This window comes from Hyphococcus flavus, assembly GCF_028748065.1.
Classification (GTDB): Bacteria; Pseudomonadota; Alphaproteobacteria; order Caulobacterales; family Parvularculaceae; genus Hyphococcus; species Hyphococcus flavus.
The window spans coordinates 1023200-1040975 of record NZ_CP118166.1; the positions used below are offsets into that span (position 1 = coordinate 1023200).

A 17776-nucleotide genomic window follows, 5' to 3' on the forward strand; every position below is an offset into this window, starting at 1 on the left:
CCTGAAAATCAATATAATGCTAATCGGATTATCGCACGTAGCTTGCACCATTGATATCGAGCGTTGCACCGGTCATCGACGGGCATGCGCCGCTTAACAAGAACAGAATTGTCTCGGCGACTTCTTCCGGCTGGGCGACACGGCCCAGAGGAATTTCATTAACTGCGTACTTGCGCGCCTCAATATCTTCCGGCGCCATGCGGGTCTCCACCCAGCCCGGCGCAATCGCATAAAGAAGAATATTCTCTCCACTTAGTCCGCGCGCCCAGGTTTTCGTCATGGCGAGCACAGCGCCTTTCGATGCGGCGTAGGTTGCTTTTTCCAGTCCATCGCCGCGATGCCCGGCGCGGCTTGCGATGTTGACGATCGTACCGCCGCCATGCTCGCGAAAATGGGCGATTGTCGCGCGGCAAATATCCGCCGGAGCCTGTACATTCACCGCCATGGTCTTGGCCCATCCTTCATCCCATGCGCCAGTATCGCCGGTCAGCGGTGAGGCGAGGTAGACGCCGGCATTGTTTACTACGGCATCGAGCCGGCCTGCCTTTTCAATGGCTTGCTGCGCAAGCGCAAATCCAGCGCCGTGCACGGATAAATCCTGATACAAAAAATCATCAGACCCGAGGCCGGCCGCCTCCGCAACAGCACTTGCCTTGTCGCTCGGCCCGCTCGCATGCGGCAATACGCGAGCCCCCGCCGCATGACAGAGTTTTACCGCCGCCGCGCCGATACCGCGGGATGCGCCGGTAATCAGAACTGTTTTTCCGTTTAGGTTGAAGCTCATGGTCAATCTCGCTCCTGTTTGTTTTGTTGAAACCGTCTTGAAAGCCTGACACGCCGGCCGGTTGTGGCGACTGGCAGGCGTCAGGGTCAAGCCCACAGGCACAGTCGCGGTGCGGGGCCTTGAAATTTTGGGCTCTCGCGCCATAAGAGGCGTCTTTCAGCGCTTTCCAAAAGGACGATCCCATGGCCGGGCATAGTAAATGGGCGAATATTCAACACCGTAAAGGGCGCCAGGACGCCAAGCGGTCGAAAATGTTTTCAAAGCTGTCAAAAGAAATCACGGTGGCGGCGAAGATGGGCGCGCCGGACCCTGAGTTCAATCCACGGCTGCGCCTCGCCATTCAGGCAGCCAAAGCCCAGTCCATGCCAAAAGACAATATTGATCGCGCGATCAAGAAGTCCACAAGTGCTGACGAATCGAACTTCGAAGAAATTCGATATGAAGGCTTTGGTCCGGGCGGCGTCGGCGTCATCGTTGAAGCGCTCACCGACAACCGCAATCGCGCCGCCAGCGAAGTGCGCACGATCTTTTCAAAGAATGGCGGCAACCTTGGCGAAACCGGGTCTGTCTCTTTCATGTTCGATCTGGTCGGCTATGTCGAGTATCCTGCGAGCGTCGCCTCCGAAGAAGGCATGCTCGAAGCGGCTATTGAAGCCGGCGCGGAAGATGTTCAGTCATCAGAAGAAACACACGAGATTTATTGCGCGTTTGATCAGCTCGCCGAAGTCAGCTCTGCACTAGAAGAAAAATTTGGCGAAGCAGCCTCGGCCAAACCAACCTGGCGCCCACAAAATACGATCGAAGTCGAGGGCGACAAAGCCGCAACATTAATGAAGCTCATTGAGTCACTCGATGATTGCGACGATGTACAGAATGTCTACGCAAACTTCGAAATTTCCGATGAAGAGATGGAGCGCCTGGCGGGTTAGGCTTCTTGCCTCCCCACGCCTCGCCTGCTAGAGCGGCGCGAAACTTCTCAAGGCTAGCGAGCGCATATGAAAATCAACGGCAATGAAATCCGCCCGGGCAACGTCATTCAGCATCAGGGCGGACTGTGGGCGGCGGTAAAAATCAACGCCGTCAAACCGGGCAAAGGCCCGGCCTATGCGCAGGTGGAGCTAAAGAACCTTGAAACCGGTTCAAAACTGAACGAGCGGTTTCGCGCATCGGAGACCGTTGAGCGCGTCCGGCTCGAGCAGAAGGATCACACTTATCTTTATGCGGAAGGCGACATGCTCGTGTTCATGGACGCCGAAAGCTATGAGCAGATCAATATTCACAAGGATATGATTGGCGACAGAACCGCATTTCTGCAGGACGGCATGGCTGTCATCGTTGAAAGCCACGAAGGCCGCGCCATCGGCGTTCAGTTGCCGGAGCAGGTGACGCTTGAGATTGTTGATACGGAACCGACGGTAAAAGGTCAGACCGCGTCCTCGTCGTACAAGCCGTCAACCGTTGACAACGGACTGCGCGTCATGGTGCCGCCTTACATGACGGTCGGTGAAAAAATTATCGTCAACACTGAAACCATGGAATATGTGAAGCGCGCCGACTAAGGCGTGAACTCAAACTCAACAAATTCTGATAACGAAGAGAAAATCTTTATCCGCGCCGCCACAACGGCGAAGGTAAGATTCGATTACATGACGTCGCCAGTGTCCTTGATCGAGGATGAATACAGCGCCTTCATGCCGCGGCGCTAGTCCTCAAAAATATCCTCGACGATTAAATCAAACAGCCGCCCGATTTTTAGCGCCAAAGATAAGCTTGGATCATATTTCCCGGTTTCAATCGCATTGATATTCTGACGCGACACACCGAGCAGTTCTGCAAGACGCGCCTGGCTCCACCCCTTTTCTGATCGGAGTTCACGCAACCGGTTCTTCATCGGTAGACAAAATGGAAAATAGCGCGCGTAACGCTGTAGATAATCGCCGCAAGCGGTGCGATCAGAGCGAGCGACAAGCCTGGCGCACCGGCGAACTCAATAGCCAATCCCCAAGCTGTCGTGACCCAGAGCGTTACGCCGCAGCTGATAGCAAGTGACCGCGTAGCCATGGCCCGTTCAAACTCGCCAAGAGACGTGATGAGTTTGGCGTAAAAAAGCCACCAGACCGTCACGACGAGCAGCGGTAACCCAACAGCCAGAATTTTCATGTACAGCGCCGCATCCTGACCGCTTGCGGAACGATCGCCGATCAAGACCGCCGCGACAAAAAGCATGGCGAAAAAAACTTCAGTAGCAGACCGCCGTAATACGCGCGCGCGGCGTTTCGATTTTGATGCGGAGGATTCTTGTTCCACGGGAGAAGCCGCCTGTTCAAATGAGGGTTTACCCAAATCTAAATAACGGCTCAGACAATTTTGTCAAGAGTTGTTGACAGCATACATCGCCCTCATTATGTCAATAGCTCTTTACATACTTCGCTGACGGAGCATCTATGAAACGAAAAATATTTTCAGCCATCGTGGCGGTGTCAGGCTTGGCGCTCACCGCATGTGCATCTGCTGACTTTAAACATGACGCCGTGCTTTATCATGGTTTCTCACACATAAATCCTGAAGAAGAACGCATCGTTCCGAACGCCTGGATGGTCGTGAGCGGAGAAAAAATCGTCAATGTAGGAAGCGGCAGTCCGCCTGCAGGAAACTTCGCTGAACGGCGCGATTTGAGCGGCCTCTACGCAATGCCGGGCCTGATTGACGCTCATGGCCATATTGCCGCTGGCGCTCATAAAATTGAACTTATAGATGGCGCGCCGGCAGTTACGATCGAAAGCGTCGATGAGATGACCCGCTTCCACGCCCAAAACGCACTTGCATTTGGCGTCACCACGGTTCGAAACCCAGGCAGCGATCCACAAGCCAATGCCCGTTACGATGAAAACGTTGCAAACGGGACCTGGATAGGACCGGAAGCATTGCACGCCGGCGCCATTATTCAGCCGCCGCCCTTTACCGGCGGCGCCTTCGCCTATCCGCGGACGGACGAAGAATGGGATAGAGAGGCTGCACGGCAGGCGGCGCTCGGCATGACCCATTTTAAGCTCTATGTCAGCTTGTCAGAAGAAGAGCTGGCCAAGGGAATTAAAGCAGCGCACAAACACGGCCTTAAAGCCATCGCGCATCTTGATGGCGTAAGCTGGACAAGCGCGGCAAGGCTCGGCATTGACGGTCTCGAACACGCCCTGCCCACCAGTCCCGATCTGCTGGAACCAGGAGCGCGCGAAGAATATCTTGCTAGCCTCGGCCCCGATTCAAAGTTTATGTATCGCTGGTTTGAACTGGCGGATTTTGACGGACCCCTGTTTCAAGAACTCCTGGCGCTGCTCGTGGACAACCAGGTCGAAATCAATCTGACCCTTGGCGTCAACGAACTCACTTTTAATGTCGATAAAGTCGATCAGATATGGCCGCCGGAAGACCGCCGGTATATCCACGCTGAAGCGCTGGCCGGAAGCCTCTCATTCATGCAGGCTGGGGCCGCAGCGTGGACGCCGGAGGATTATGATCGCGCAAGAGCCGCGTGGCCAAAAGTCCAGGAATTCGCAAAAAGACTGTATGACGCTGGCGTGCCGATGATGATCGGCACCGACGGCTTTGGCGGCGGTCCGCAACTTGCTCATGAGATGGAGCTTCACGTCGATGCCGGCATTCCGGTCTGGGCGGTCCTGCGCATGGCGACATCGGATGCAGCGGAATTACTTGGCATGGGCGATCGCACTGGCGCAATTGCCGCGAATATGGAGGCGGACGTCGTATTCTTGCGCGCCAATCCTGTTGAGAACGTTTTAAACATCAGCAGTGCTGCTTATGTCTTGTCGAACGGCGTAGGTTACGCTTTCGATGAACTCGCCCGAACGAATGACCAGCCCCAATGATCTATTAAACAGCACTCGACCTCGTTTGCAGCGGCGCCGGAAAACGCCGCTGCACAATGGGCTCAGCAACGCCAATGAGAAAATAAAGAGGCCCGGCCCAAGGACCAATAGGCGTTAAGCCCGCAACACCGGCAACAAACATTGCAACACCGGCCTGGATCAAGGCCGAAGCGCGCGAGCGACGGGTCAGCAGATATTCAGTTTCATCAAGCTCTAATGCTTCCCGCTTGGACGCTGCATGACCATAGAGCCCTGCGATTATGAGAAACACCACCGCGTAACCAAACGAATAGATGATCAGCAGGTTCTCACCGTTCTCGATGCCACCAACCATATAAGCGACAGTATCGAAGTTAGTGAAGAATGCCGGGATCAATACAAACATGAAGTCAGCCAGAAATCGAAGCGGATAAACAAACATCAACACCACGAACAGCAGCAGCGCGTTCAGAAAAACGATTTTCTGATCGCTGAGCCCGTAACGGCGGAAGAAGAGATAGTGATAATTCCAGATCATCAGAAGGATCACGAACCCGAACGCAAACGCGAAGCCGCTTCGAAAAACGCTTATAAGTTCTGAAAATGTCGTTGGCGGCGCTGACGCGACGGCGATCAGGCTAAGCGATAGCGCAAAGACAATGTCGCTCAAGTTTTCGATGCGCGTTACGGCACCGCCGCGCCAGCGAAAATACGGGTCCTGGTCGACATGTGATTTCTCTGTTGACCGAAGCATGTCTTAACTATCAATCTTCAGCGCCTTGATGAAAGCTTCCTGGGGAATTTCAACGCGGCCGAACTGGCGCATCTTTTTCTTCCCCTCTTTTTGCTTTTCTAAAAGCTTGCGCTTCCGCGTCGCGTCGCCGCCGTAACATTTTGCGGTCACGTCTTTCCGAAGGGCGGATATCGTTTCGCGGGCAATGACGCGCCCGCCGATCGCCGCCTGAATCGGAATTTTGAACTGGTGGCGAGGAATGAGGTCTTTCAGCTTTTCACACATGGCGCGACCGCGAAAGTCCGCCTTGTCGCGATGAACGATGATGGATAGCGCGTCGACCGGCTCTTCATTGACAAGAATCTGCATTTTAACGAGATCGCCAGAGCGATGTTCAATAAGCTGATAGTCAAAACTGGCGTAGCCTTTGGATACTGACTTCAGCCGGTCATAAAAATCGAACACGACTTCGTTCAGCGGTAACTCGTAAACCACCATGGCGCGCGAACCAGCATAAGTAAGGTCCTGCTGGATGCCGCGACGTTCCTCGCACAGTTTCAATATGCCGCCGAGATATTCGTCAGGCGCCATGATCGTCGCCTTGATCCATGGTTCTTCCATGTGATCAATCCGCACGGGATCGGGCATATCGGCGGGGTTGTGCAGTTCAGTCTTTGATCCATCAGTGAGGTAAATATCGTAAACGACGCTTGGGGCCGTGGTGATCAGATCGAGATTGAACTCGCGCTCCAACCGCTCCCGGATGATTTCCAGATGCAAAAGCCCTAAGAACCCGCAACGAAACCCGAACCCCAGCGCGGCGGATGTCTCCATCTCGAACTCAAAGCTCGCATCATTCAGACGGAGCTTACCCATGGCTTCGCGCAAATCTTCGAAATCGTTTGCGTCCACCGGGAAGATGCCGCAAAATACAACGGGTACGGATGGCTTAAAGCCTGACAAGGGTTTGTCGCATGCCCGGCGGTCGTCTGTGATCGTGTCGCCGACGGACGTATCCGCCACTTCCTTGATTGATGCGGTGAGGTACCCGATCTCACCCGGTCCCAGCGCGTCGACCGGCGTTTTCTTTGGCGTCGACACGCCGACCTGATCGACCGTGTAGACGGCTTTCGCGCCCATCATGCGCACGCGCATGCCCTTTTTGAGGACGCCATCAACAACACGCACCAGCACCACAACGCCGAGATAAGGATCGTACCAGCTATCGACGAGCAGCGCTTTCAACGGAGCCGCATCGTCGCCCGCCGGCGCGGGAAGGCGCGTGACGATGGCTTCGAGCACGTCCGGCACGCCCATGCCGGTCTTGGCGGAAATCTCGATAGCGTCAGACGCATCGATACCGATGACGTCTTCTATCTGCGCCTTGACGCGGTCAGGCTCTGCAGCGGGCAGGTCAATCTTGTTGAGGACCGGCACGATCTCAAGGTCGACATCAATCGCCTGATAGACATTGGCGAGGGTCTGCGCCTCGACGCCCTGGCTGGCGTCAACCACCAAAAGCGCCCCTTCGCAGGCCGAAAGCGAGCGGGAAACCTCATAGGTGAAGTCCACGTGCCCCGGCGTGTCGATGAGGTTGAGGATGTACTCCTCGCCGTCCTTCGCGATGTATTTCAGCCGCACGGTCTGGGCCTTGATGGTGATGCCGCGCTCGCGCTCAAGCTCCATCGAGTCGAGCACCTGTTCCTTCATCTCGCGGTCGGTCAGCCCCCCGGTCACCTGGATGAGACGGTCGGCCAGCGTCGATTTCCCATGGTCGATATGGGCGACGATCGAGAAATTACGGATGTTCTTAAGCGGGGTCATGAAAAGATATCTGGCTACGAAACCATGGCGTATAGACGGGCAACCGCGCCGGTACAACTACGCAAAAAAACCCGGCCCCCGATTTCTCGAGGGCCGGGTTTTTACTCACTGGGGTGGGGTAGTTGGGATCTGGTTAGCCGCGCGTCTTTAAAAGATCGCGAATTTCTTCAAGCAAAACTTCCTGCTTCGGCGGCGCGGGCGCCTCGGCGGGCGCTTCTTCCTGTTTCTTCTTCAGGCTGTTCATGGCTTTGACGAGCATGAAGACCGCCCAGGCGACGATCAGGAAGGAAATCACATTGTTGATGAAGACGCCGATATTCATGGTCACTGCTTCAGCGTCCGCGGTCGCCTCCTGAAGGGTGATGACGATTTCTGAAAAGTCGATCCCACCCATTAAGATGCCGATTGGCGGCATGATGATATCGGAAACCAGAGACTTGACGATTGTCCCGAAGGCGCCGCCGATAATAATGCCGACAGCCATGTCGACCACGTTGCCTTTAACGGCGAATTCCTGAAATTCCTTGATCATGCCCATAGCACGGCTTCCTTTTTTTGCGCCCGGACGGCGTGGCCGACCGTCAACGATTCGCACGTCCCCGCATGCAGGCGAATCAATTAAGGCCGGACGCTAGTCTGATTTGTAGGCCGGAAAAAGGTCTAAATGCTCATGCGCAGGCTGATTAATAGACCTTCATGATATCATTCAGCGGCTTTTTGATCATCGAATGATGGGGAACAGCCGCATCTTTTTTCGGATGCCCCGTGACGACAAGAAGATAAGGTTTTTCCGTCGCCGGACGATTGAGTTTCTTGCTTAGAAACGTCATCGGGTTTGGCGTATGCGTCAGCGTTGCAAGCCCCGCATGATGCAATGCTGCAATCAGAAAACCGCAGGCGATGCCGACGCTTTCATGCAGGTAATAGTTCTTTTTATCCATGCCCGCTTCAACGCCGCCGCGGCGCTGCGCGAACACCGCAATCAGCCACGGCGCCGTTTCAAGGAACGGTTTTTCCGGGCCGGTCCCCAACGGATCGAGCGCATCGAGCCATTCTTCGCCGGCGCGCCAGTCATAAAATGCGCGCTCTTCTTCTTCGGCCGCAAGGCGGATTTCACGCTTTACATCCCGGTCGCCCACCAGCCCGAAAAACCATGGCTGATGGTTGGCGCCAGACGGCGCCCGCCCCGCTGTTTCGATACACTTTTCTATTACCTCGCGCGGCACAGGCTGATCGGTGAAATCACGGATTGTGTGACGGCGCTTCAAATCGTCAAAAAAATCATTCGCCCGCGTTTGCATTTCAGCGTCACCGCGCGGCATGTAATCGCCGAGTTGATCGAGCGGCGTATATTTATATTCCGTCATAATCTGCTTTCAGTTTGTGTGGGGCAAGCAATTGTCCGCAAACCTATCGCCGGCCGAACAGGCGCTCAATGTCGGCTAACTTCAATTCCACGTAAGTCGGCCGCCCGTGATTACATTGGCCGGAATGGGGTGTCGCCTCCATCTGGCGCAGAAGGGCGTTCATTTCTTCTCCCGTCATGCGCCGCCCGGACCGGATTGATCCATGACACGCCATGGACGAGCAAACCTCTTCAAGGCGCTCTTTCAACGCCAGGCTCTCACCAATTGAAGAAAGATCATCCAGCAGCGATTGCACCAGCCCTTTGACGTCGACCTCGCCCAACATCGCCGGTGTTTCTCGCACCATGACGGCGTCATCGCCAAACCGCTCCATGACGAGGCCAAGCGCCGCGAATTCCTCAAACCGTTTCTCCAGACGGTCCGCCTGATCGGAAGTCAGATCAACAATCTCCGGCAGGAGCAGACCCTGACTGGCCACGGTTCCGCCGGAAAGGCCGGATTTCATTCTTTCATAGACAAGCCGTTCATGGGCGGCGTGCTGATCAACAATGACAAGACCATCCGCTGTCTGCGCGACGATGTATGTTTCATGCAGTTGCGCCCTCGCCGCGCCGAGCGGACTTTCCGTTTGCGGCTGAGCATCTGGCGATGACGCTTCCGCTCGCGCGCTGGGCGCGGCGACATCTTCAAAAGACTTTTGACGGTCGTTTAAGCCGTCAACAGGCGGATAAGCGTCACGAACATAAGGGTTTGGTGCGGCGGCAGGACGATAATGAGAACGAAGCGGCGTCACGCCAGCGCCTGATTGAGGCGTCATCTTCCCCAGCGCATAGGCGCTGGTAGTGGTGGACGCGCGATGCCCGGCTTCGGCAAGCGCATGACGCAAAGCGCTGACGAGCAGCCCTCGCACTTCCCCGGCATTACGAAATCGCACCTCGGTTTTGGCTGGGTGCACGTTTACGTCAACCAACGCCGAGGGGATTTCCAGAAACAGCGCCACGGCCGGATGCCGGTCGCGCGCCAGAAAATCCGCATAGGCCCCGCGCACAGCGCCGACTATCAGCTTATCGCGCACAGGCCGTCCGTTCACGAACAAAAATTGCTTATCCGGCAAGCCGCGATTGAAAGTAGGCAATCCTGCGAACCCCGTCACTTTCGCATCTTCACGTTCCGCGAAAATCGGGACCGCGTTTTCGCCAAACTCCTTGCCCATGATGGCGGCAAGACGCTTTAACCTGCCCTCTTCGTCAGGCGTTTCCCCAGCAAGGTTGAGTAACTTCCGCCCCATGGAGACAAGCGTAAACGCCACATCATGGCGCGCCATGGCGAGACGGCGCACTGTCTCTCCAATCGCCGTTGTTTCCGCCTGGTCCGATTTCAGAAATTTCAGCCGCGCCGGCGTCGCATAAAAAAGATCGCGCACCTCGATGCGCGTTCCATGTCCGCCAAACGCGGCTGGCGCAGGCCCGGAAAGAACGCCGCCCTCGACTTTCAGCTCTCTGGCTTCGTCGCCACCCGCTTGCCGCGTGGTGATGGTCAATCTCGCCACGGCCCCAATGGAAGGCAACGCCTCACCGCGAAAGCCCATGGTTGCAATGTTCATCAAGTCGTATTCGCCATCAGCGCCAGGGGCAAGCTTTGAAGTCGCATGCCGCTCTATGGCAAGCAGCATGTCTTCCTCGCCCATCCCGCATCCGTCATCAGTAACGACGAGACGTGTTTTTCCGCCATGTTCAATTTCAATGTCGATGCGTATTGCGCCAGCATCGAGGGCGTTTTCGACAAGTTCCTTTACGACGGCAGCCGGCCGCTCAATAACCTCGCCAGCGGCAATCCGGTTGACCGCGCCCGGCGGCAGCCGATGAATTCTAGCCGTACTTGTGGAAAATTTTTCCGCCCGATTCGTCATGATTAATTATCGCAAGCCATCGTGATGAGCGCAAATAAGGAAAAAGCCGCCCTTATAAGGGCGGCTTTCGAATGGAACCAACAAACGTGGTTCTAAAACACGCCGGGCAATTTCAACGCCTTGGACTGTTCAATCTCAACCTGGCCTTCTTCACCGATCACATTTTTGATCGAACGATCGCGTGCGGCCAACCATTCTTCAGGGTTATCGACCTGAAGCGGCGCGGCTGAGTCGTCGACTTCACCATCAATGAAATTCCAGAACATCAACTGATTGGCGAGGCTGCGGTCTTTTTCCCCGCGTCCACCGTTTTCCGCCGCCAGGACTGTGCGGATGGAGGCATTCGCTCCCAGCGCGCCGGCCTTGCGAAGCAACAACTGTTCACCGGCGGTCGGCGGGGCCGATGTTGTATCGCCGACCAGGACCTGCTGCGCCCGTTGAGAAGGCGACAGTTCCTGCGGACGCGTTTCACCGGGTCGCGGCGGTTCGAGGCCGTAATCAGGCGGCACCACCAGAGGCGCTTTTGTCGTGATGGCGAATTCGTCGGGCGCATTCTTGCCGCCGCCCAGCGCCTTGCCGATACCGCAGCCAGCGGTCATCAGGGCAATCGCCGCCATGGCGCAAGCAAACCGCACTGTGGAAACATTGATCATCTCGTCACTCCAACCTGTTTCGCGCCCACCCCGCAGCTCGGGCGCACTATAGTCATGTGGCCGCAGCTACGCCAACCTGTTTATTTTGCACCGCTCTGATCGCGCGTTTGCCACGCATCGAGCAGCAAGAACGCAATACCGACATTGATCGCCATGTCAGCCACATTGAAGACCCATGGGAAATAAAGCCCTGAGAAGTCCAGGAAATCGATCACATAGCCGTAGGCCAGCCGATCATAAAGGTTGCCTAGGGCCCCGCCGATAACGAAAGCGACGCCTGTCGCCGCAATCGTACGGGTGAGACGCCCCAGCCATGCCGTCAGCGCCAGCGCAACGCCGATTGAAATCAGCGACAAGAGCCAGCGCATGCCGGACAGCATGCCAAAACTCGCCCCGCGATTTTCAACATAAGAAAGATCAAAGACGCCAGAAATCTCAATCTTTCTGACCCCGGGCAAATCCAGCCCGTGGACGATCCAGAATTTTGACGCCTGATCGAGAACGATGATCAACGCGGCGCCGGCTAGCCCGCGCCAGAAAAGCTTGTTGCCGCGCGCCGCTGACCACCATTCGCCGATACGAGACATATAGGCCTGAACATTGCTCATGACGCTTTCCTTGCGTCTGCTGATTCAACTGCATCTATGCAGCGTTCACAAAGATCGCCATGAGCTTCATGTACGCCGACTTCGGGGAGAATACGCCAGCAGCGGCGACACTTTTCGCCATCGGCTTTAACAGACACCACGGCCACGCTTTGCGTTTCACCTTCAAGCCGGAAAGCCGCATCCGGTGCGGACTTATCTGTCAGCGTCGCGCCGGAAGTGATGAAAAGTTCGGCCGCATCAAGTCCGTCATAAGCCTTCAACAACCCTTCGTCGGCTACATGCACATGCGGTGCGGCCTCCAGGCTGGCGCCAATGCGCTTTTCGCGTCGCTCGACCTCAAGGGCGCCCGTTACGACCCGGCGCACTTCGCGAATCTTCTTCCACTTGGCCCCAAGATCGTCATTGCGCCACGCGGCAGGCGTTTCCGGAAACTGCTGCAAATGCACGGAACCATCCGTAGACGGATAACGCGATAGCCAAGCCTCTTCCATGGTGAAAACGCAAACCGGCGCCAGCCAGGTGACAAGCCGGTCGAAGACGAGCGACATCACGGTTCTTGCGGCCCGGCGGCGAACAGCATCCGGGCGGTCACAGTAAAGACTGTCCTTGCGGATATCGAGATAGAACGCCGACAATTCGAGCGACGCGAAGTCAAGGCACTTGCGCCACACGCCCTTGAAATCAAACTTCTCATATCCTATGCGGACTTCACCATCGAGCACAGCAAGACGGTGCAACACATATTGTTCAAGCTCTGGCATGTCAGCCGGCTCAACCCGCTCCGCATCAGAAAAGTCAGCAAGCGCACCTAACAGATAGCGCAGCGTATTTCTCAATTTACGGTAAGCATCGACAGCCGAGCCGATGATTTCCTTGCCGATCCGCAAATCTTCCGAATAATCAGAACTTGCTGTCCAGATACGAAGGATGTCCGCGCCATACTGTTGAATGATGTCAGCCGGGTCGACGACATTACCGATCGACTTTGACATTTTGCGTCCCTGATCATCCAGGACAAAACCATGGGTCAAAACCGCATCATAAGGCGCACGGCCACGCGTGCCGCAGCTTTCCAGAAGCGATGACTGAAACCAGCCGCGATGCTGGTCTGACCCTTCGAGGTAAAGATCCGCCGGCCATTTCAGATCGTTCCGCCCCTCAAGACAGAACGCGTGGGTTGACCCTGAATCGAACCAGACATCGAGAATGTCCTCAACCTTTTCAAACTGGTTCGCTGAATGATGATCGCCCAGAAAATCCTGCGACGGCGTATTGAACCAGGCGTCGGCGCCGTGTTCCCGGACCGCGTCGATAATACGCTTGTTGACGGCGGGGTCGTTTAAGGGCTCGCCCGTGTCACGGTCGGCAAAGATCGCAATCGGCACGCCCCAGGCGCGCTGACGGGAGACGAGCCAGTCAGGACGCCCCTCCACCATGGCGCGAATGCGGTTCTTGCCGGACGCCGGGGTGAAGTGCGTATCATCGATTGCTTTCAGCGCCGTATCACGCAAGCCGTTTTCACCCTCGCCGCCAAGACGGATGAACCATTGCGCCGTATTGCGGAAAATCACCGGCGCTTTTGAGCGCCACGAATGTGGGTAGGAGTGGGTCAACCGCCCACGTGCGAGCAATGTTCCACGCTCAATCAGCGCATCGATGACACGCTTGTTGGCATCGCCGTCCTTGCCCTTCTTTTTGCCTTCCGTAACGATGACTTTGGCGCCTTCAAAACCTGGCGCTTCATCCGTATAAGCGCCAAACTCATCGACCGTATGCGGAATTTCCGCCTCCATGCCGAAAGCGTCCACCCAGGCAATGTAGTCTTCTGCGCCATGCCCCGGCGCGGTGTGCACGAAACCCGTACCGGCCTCATCAGTGACGTGATCACCAGCAAGCAGCGGCACATCGAATTCATAGCCGCCGCTGAAACCTTTGAGCGGATGCGCGCACTGGACGCCCTTTAGCGTATCCGCAGGCACGTCGGCCGTTCGTTTCCATTCAGCTACCAGTCCGGCTTCGCGAACGCTTTCAGCCAGCGCATCAGACACAACCAGTTTGTCACCCGGCTTCGACCACGGCTCGAAGTCGAGATCATCGCGCATGGCGATGACTTCATATAATCCATAAGAAAGCCTTGGCCCGTAGCAGATCGCCCGGTTGCCGGGAATCGTCCATGGCGTCGTCGTCCAGATGACGATGGATGCTCCATCAAGCAAGTCTGCCATACGAGCAGTTTCATCACTGTCTATCGACGGGTGAAGCGCAGCCTTTCCCTCATTATCAAAATGTGCAGGCGCGCGCTGGTACGGTGCAAAATGCTCAACAGGAAACTTCACCCAGATCGTTGTGGATTGATGATCGTGATATTCGATTTCCGCCTCAGCGAGCGCGGTCTGCTCAACCGGCGACCACATCACCGGCTTCGACCCGCGATAGACAACGCCTTTATCAACGAATTTTAGAAACTCTTCGACAATGGCTGCCTCAGCATTGAACGCCATGGTCGTGTAGGGATCGTCCCAATCACCTTCGACGCCGTAGCGTTTGAATTCTTCGCGCTGAATATCGACCCATTTTTCTGCGTAGTCGCGGCAAGCTTTGCGAAACTCTGCTGTCGGCACATCGCGTTTCGCCTTGCCCTTGGCGGCGAATTCTTTTTCCACCTGCCATTCGATTGGCAGGCCATGGCAATCCCAGCCGGGCACGTAGTTGGCGTCATATCCCGACATCTGCCGGGAGCGCACGACGAAGTCTTTCAAAACCTTATTGAAAGCGTGGCCCATGTGGAGATGGCCGTTCGCATAGGGCGGGCCGTCATGAAGAACATACTTCTCTCGCCCTTTCGCGTCTTCACGCAGACGCTCGTAAAGTTTCAACTGCGCCCACCGCGCAAGCCATTCGGGCTCGCGTTTCGGGAGCCCGGCACGCATGGGGAAATCGGTCTGGGGCAGGAATAAAGTGTCTTTGTAGTCGCGTCCGCTTTTATGATCGGCGGTCGATGCGTCATCAGGCATCGTCAAATCTCTTCTATCAGGTGTTGTCGTTTAAGGGTGAGCAAGGCCCGGTCCCGGGCGCGTTTGTCAAGCCTTAAGTCAGCTAGTTGCGCACCGGTCCGGGCTGATAATTCGAATGACGCCCGATATGGATATGGTTGATCCGATCAACATGCGGTCCTTGTTAGCAGGCCGGGCAATACAAGTCACGGCGCTGGTGACCGCGACTCAATCAGAGACCCGAAAGGCCGAAAGGATATTCCGAGCGCCATATGCTGATGTCGGCAAGACTGAAGATCGCGCATCAAGCTTGCGAGCCACACTGTCACTGAAGTTTTGCACCAACAAAGTTAGTAAGCACTCACTTACAGGTTTTTTATCAGGTTCGCGCTAAGGCTGAAATGCGCCAAACGCTAAACGCTAGATAAGCTCGAGACGGTAAACCCTTGTATCGCTGGCTTCGCAGGACATCGCCCGCGACCAGCTTTCACGCCCGCGCTGCGCGCTCACATTTGCTGTCATCAACAAGGCGCCGCCACGGTCTTCTATCGATGCGGGACGATATGGCGCCGTTACCACAAAGCCGCGCTCGGCAAGGGCGCTGCGCGCGTGGTCGAGGCAAACCTGATATGCGGCGTCAACGGAAATACGCGCCGGCGCAGCGGCGCCGTCAAGACGATCATCGAGCCCATCATCATACTCGCCTTCGTGAGGCGCTTCTTCATAGTCGTACTCGTCTTCGTAACGATCATCATAAGCACGGTCGTAATAATCTGCCGCCCCCGCATCGCGGCGGCCATCGTAATACCCGTCATAGTAACGGTCTCGCGAATAGCGAGCGCGCTCACGGTCTTCAGAAAGTTCGTTCAATATGATCGCGCCGCCAATCACACCCAATGCGATCGCCGCCGCCTTTCCGCCGCCGCCATGGCGATGGTGGCGACGTCCATGGCGGTAATGGCCGCGGTGACGATAGGACTTGTACCCGGCCGCATGATAGCCGCCGCCATAATAACCGCTTGAGTAATGAACGCTGACATGGCTGCCGCCATAAGCCATCGCCGGCGCGCCAATCCCAAGAGAAAGCGCGGCTGCTGCCGCGCCGATCATGATTTTTCGGGAAACAGATTTCATCGCGAATTTCCTACTCATGGCCATCCCTACTCATTGCCATCAATGCAAAGTCCGGGCAGGCTGCATCCCGTACTATGCTCACCGATTTTCATTGGCTTTGTGTCGAGAATGTGGCGAACAGCCGATCTCAAAACACGACCTTGCGAGCGTTATTAACCAAGCAATTCCCGCGCCATGAGACAGTCTTCCGCAATCTGAGCCTTTAGGGCGTCCAGGCCGTCAAACTTCTTTTCATCACGCAGAAATGCGTGGAATGAAATCTGTATTTCCTGCCCGTAAAGGTCGCCCTCAAAATCGAAAAGATAGGTTTCCAGTAAAGGCGCATCAGACCCCACCGTCGGCCTGCGGCCGAAGTTCGACACAGCGCCATAGACCTTGCCATTAACGACAGCGCGCGTTGCGTAAACCCCATTACGAGGCTCCACCAGCGAACCGAGCGTCATATTCGCAGTCGGGAAACCTATAGTCCGCCCGACTTTACGGCCTTCCTCAACGGATCGCGTGACAGACCACGGCCGACCGAGCATCTCTCGCGCCTCGTCCATCGCGCCATCTCGAATTGCTTCGCGTATGGCGCTTGATCCGTATTTGCCCTCGCCATCGCTATCGTCGAGAAGCTCAACGAGCTTTACCTTCATGCCGGCCTGCTCACCCAGCGCCTTCAAAGCAGCACCATCACCTGCGCGCTTCGCCCCAAAACGGAAATCCGCCCCCGCCATAACACCCGCAAGCAAAAAGCGGCCAACGAGCACATCATTTACGAATTGTTCCGGCGTCATGGACGCGAGCTCTGCGTCAAACGTCAGTGTAAAGATTTCATTGACGCCGTGACTGCGCAGAATCGAGTCGCGAGCAGGCGAGCTGGTTAGCAAAAAAGGCGGCGCATCAGGCTGAAAAAACCGGCGCGGATGCGGCTCAAACAACACCACGCCAAGCTTAGCATCATGTTGACTGGCAAACGCGGATGTTTCTTTCAACAAAAACTGATGGCCAAGATGAACGCCGTCAAAGTTGCCAATCGCAGCAATGTATCGATTCCGCCCTACCACCGAAGCAACTCCGCAACCGCAGTCGCATGGACGCCCGCCTCATTTAATTGTGCGCTAACGTCAGCATGATCTCCACCGCCATCATGAATGCCGCCAGCCCCTGTAACCAGCATAGCATCGATGCCCTGGTCATTAGCGCCCCTTATATCCGTCAATAAGCCGTCGCCCACGGCGAGAATACGGGACGCCGCAACGCCAGGCTTGATACGGTCAATGACTTTGTTAGCTTGCTCATAGATTGGCGCATGAGGCTTGCCGCCATAAGCGACATTACCTCCAAGCTCCTTATAAATTTCTGCAAGCGCGCCCGCGCACCAGATACGTCTCCCGCCCCAGTTCACAATAATGTCCGGATTGGCGCAGATCATGGGCAATCGCAGTTCCGCAGCATGCCCCAAAATTTCACGATACTCATAAGGATGCTCCCGGTCGTCATTCATCAGTCCGGTGCAAATGATAAAACCGGCTTCTTCCAGTTGAACGAAATTAATATCCAGGTTTTCGAACAGCGGGTCATCTTTCGACGGGCCTATGCGAAACGCCGGCGCAGGCAGATGGCGCTCAATCATAGCTCGTGTCGCATCGCCTGATGTCACGACCGCATCGTAAGCATCCGAAGATAGGCCAAGCCGGTCAAGCTGCGCCGGGATAATAGATGATGGGCGCGGCGCATTGGTGAGAATGATGATCGGGCCCCGCGCCTTTCGGAAATTGATCATCGCCTCTTCAACGCCCGCGATCAACTCGACGCCATTATGAATAACGCCCCAAGCATCGCACAACATAGCATCGTAATCGGACGCCAGGGTACGGATAGAAGATATGAATCGCGGCCTGCTCACCAGATGAGGCCGATAAG

17 protein-coding genes are annotated in these 17776 nt (G+C 55.9%); 3 read left to right on the top strand and 14 right to left on the bottom strand.

What is annotated here, in order from left to right; all coding sequences use genetic code 11:
* Window positions 1-28 precede the first annotated feature (28 nt).
* The gene (locus tag PUV54_RS04950) at window positions 29-784 is read right to left on the bottom strand and encodes an SDR family NAD(P)-dependent oxidoreductase (protein ID WP_274494468.1); all 756 of its coding nucleotides are present in this window, start codon (window positions 782-784) and stop codon (window positions 29-31) included.
* A gap of 182 nt (window positions 785-966) precedes the next feature.
* Here PUV54_RS04950 and PUV54_RS04955 point away from each other — a divergent pair, with 182 nt between their 5' ends.
* Together PUV54_RS04955 and efp are read left to right on the top strand one after the other, a co-directional pair.
* Complete coding sequence (locus PUV54_RS04955; RefSeq protein ID WP_274494469.1) at window positions 967-1713, top strand: YebC/PmpR family DNA-binding transcriptional regulator; 747 nt, start codon at window positions 967-969, stop codon at window positions 1711-1713.
* Window positions 1714-1779: 66 nt separating this feature from the next.
* Window positions 1780-2343: an elongation factor P gene (gene efp / locus PUV54_RS04960; protein ID WP_274494470.1), complete on the top strand. Its 564-nt coding sequence runs from the start codon at window positions 1780-1782 to the stop codon at window positions 2341-2343.
* Between the two features lie 143 nt (window positions 2344-2486).
* Here the strand turns inward: efp and PUV54_RS04965 are convergent, their stop codons facing one another.
* Together PUV54_RS04965 and PUV54_RS04970 are read right to left on the bottom strand one after the other, a co-directional pair.
* Window positions 2487-2675: a helix-turn-helix transcriptional regulator gene (locus PUV54_RS04965; protein WP_337999187.1), complete on the bottom strand. Its 189-nt coding sequence runs from the start codon at window positions 2673-2675 to the stop codon at window positions 2487-2489.
* Window positions 2672-3091: a hypothetical protein gene (locus PUV54_RS04970; RefSeq protein ID WP_274494472.1), complete on the bottom strand. Its 420-nt coding sequence runs from the start codon at window positions 3089-3091 to the stop codon at window positions 2672-2674. Before PUV54_RS04970 ends, PUV54_RS04965 begins: the two co-directional genes overlap by 4 nt.
* A 137-nt stretch (window positions 3092-3228) precedes the next feature.
* On the opposite strand from PUV54_RS04970, the gene PUV54_RS04975 reads away from it, so the two are divergent.
* Window positions 3229-4668 carry an amidohydrolase family protein gene (locus PUV54_RS04975; protein WP_274494473.1) on the top strand — a complete coding sequence of 480 codons (1440 nt, stop codon included), beginning with the start codon at window positions 3229-3231 and terminating at the stop codon, window positions 4666-4668.
* Window positions 4669-4672: 4 nt separating this feature from the next.
* Here the strand turns inward: PUV54_RS04975 and PUV54_RS04980 are convergent, their stop codons facing one another.
* From PUV54_RS04980 to PUV54_RS05030, 11 genes are all read right to left on the bottom strand, one after another.
* Window positions 4673-5401 (bottom strand): TMEM175 family protein, encoded by a 729-nt coding sequence (locus PUV54_RS04980; RefSeq protein ID WP_274494474.1) that lies wholly within the window; start codon window positions 5399-5401, stop codon window positions 4673-4675.
* Between the two features lie 3 nt (window positions 5402-5404).
* On the bottom strand, window positions 5405-7204 hold the full coding sequence (lepA, locus tag PUV54_RS04985; protein ID WP_274494476.1) for a translation elongation factor 4: 1800 nt from the start codon (window positions 7202-7204) through the stop codon (window positions 5405-5407).
* Between the two features lie 133 nt (window positions 7205-7337).
* Window positions 7338-7742 (bottom strand): large-conductance mechanosensitive channel protein MscL, encoded by a 405-nt coding sequence (gene mscL / locus PUV54_RS04990; protein WP_274494478.1) that lies wholly within the window; start codon window positions 7740-7742, stop codon window positions 7338-7340.
* 145 nt (window positions 7743-7887) lie between these two features.
* Window positions 7888-8571: a nitroreductase family protein gene (locus PUV54_RS04995; RefSeq protein WP_274494479.1), complete on the bottom strand. Its 684-nt coding sequence runs from the start codon at window positions 8569-8571 to the stop codon at window positions 7888-7890.
* 43 nt (window positions 8572-8614) lie between these two features.
* Window positions 8615-10480, bottom strand: a complete 1866-nt coding sequence (mutL, locus tag PUV54_RS05000; RefSeq protein WP_274494480.1) for a DNA mismatch repair endonuclease MutL — start codon at window positions 10478-10480, stop codon at window positions 8615-8617.
* Between the two features lie 92 nt (window positions 10481-10572).
* Window positions 10573-11133, bottom strand: a complete 561-nt coding sequence (locus tag PUV54_RS05005; protein WP_274494481.1) for a DUF3035 domain-containing protein — start codon at window positions 11131-11133, stop codon at window positions 10573-10575.
* Between the two features lie 80 nt (window positions 11134-11213).
* Window positions 11214-11741: a signal peptidase II gene (lspA, locus tag PUV54_RS05010; protein WP_274494482.1), complete on the bottom strand. Its 528-nt coding sequence runs from the start codon at window positions 11739-11741 to the stop codon at window positions 11214-11216.
* Window positions 11738-14755: an isoleucine--tRNA ligase gene (gene ileS / locus PUV54_RS05015; RefSeq protein ID WP_274494483.1), complete on the bottom strand. Its 3018-nt coding sequence runs from the start codon at window positions 14753-14755 to the stop codon at window positions 11738-11740. The genes lspA and ileS overlap by 4 nt, the downstream gene beginning before the upstream one ends.
* 399 nt (window positions 14756-15154) lie before the next feature.
* The gene (locus PUV54_RS05020) at window positions 15155-15868 is read right to left on the bottom strand and encodes a hypothetical protein (protein WP_274494484.1); all 714 of its coding nucleotides are present in this window, start codon (window positions 15866-15868) and stop codon (window positions 15155-15157) included.
* 152 nt (window positions 15869-16020) lie between these two features.
* On the bottom strand, window positions 16021-16917 hold the full coding sequence (locus PUV54_RS05025) for a bifunctional riboflavin kinase/FAD synthetase (protein ID WP_274494485.1): 897 nt from the start codon (window positions 16915-16917) through the stop codon (window positions 16021-16023).
* Window positions 16911-17759, bottom strand: a complete 849-nt coding sequence (locus PUV54_RS05030) for a TIGR01459 family HAD-type hydrolase (protein WP_274494486.1) — start codon at window positions 17757-17759, stop codon at window positions 16911-16913. The genes PUV54_RS05025 and PUV54_RS05030 overlap by 7 nt, the downstream gene beginning before the upstream one ends.
* Between the last annotated feature and the right edge of the window lie 17 nt (window positions 17760-17776).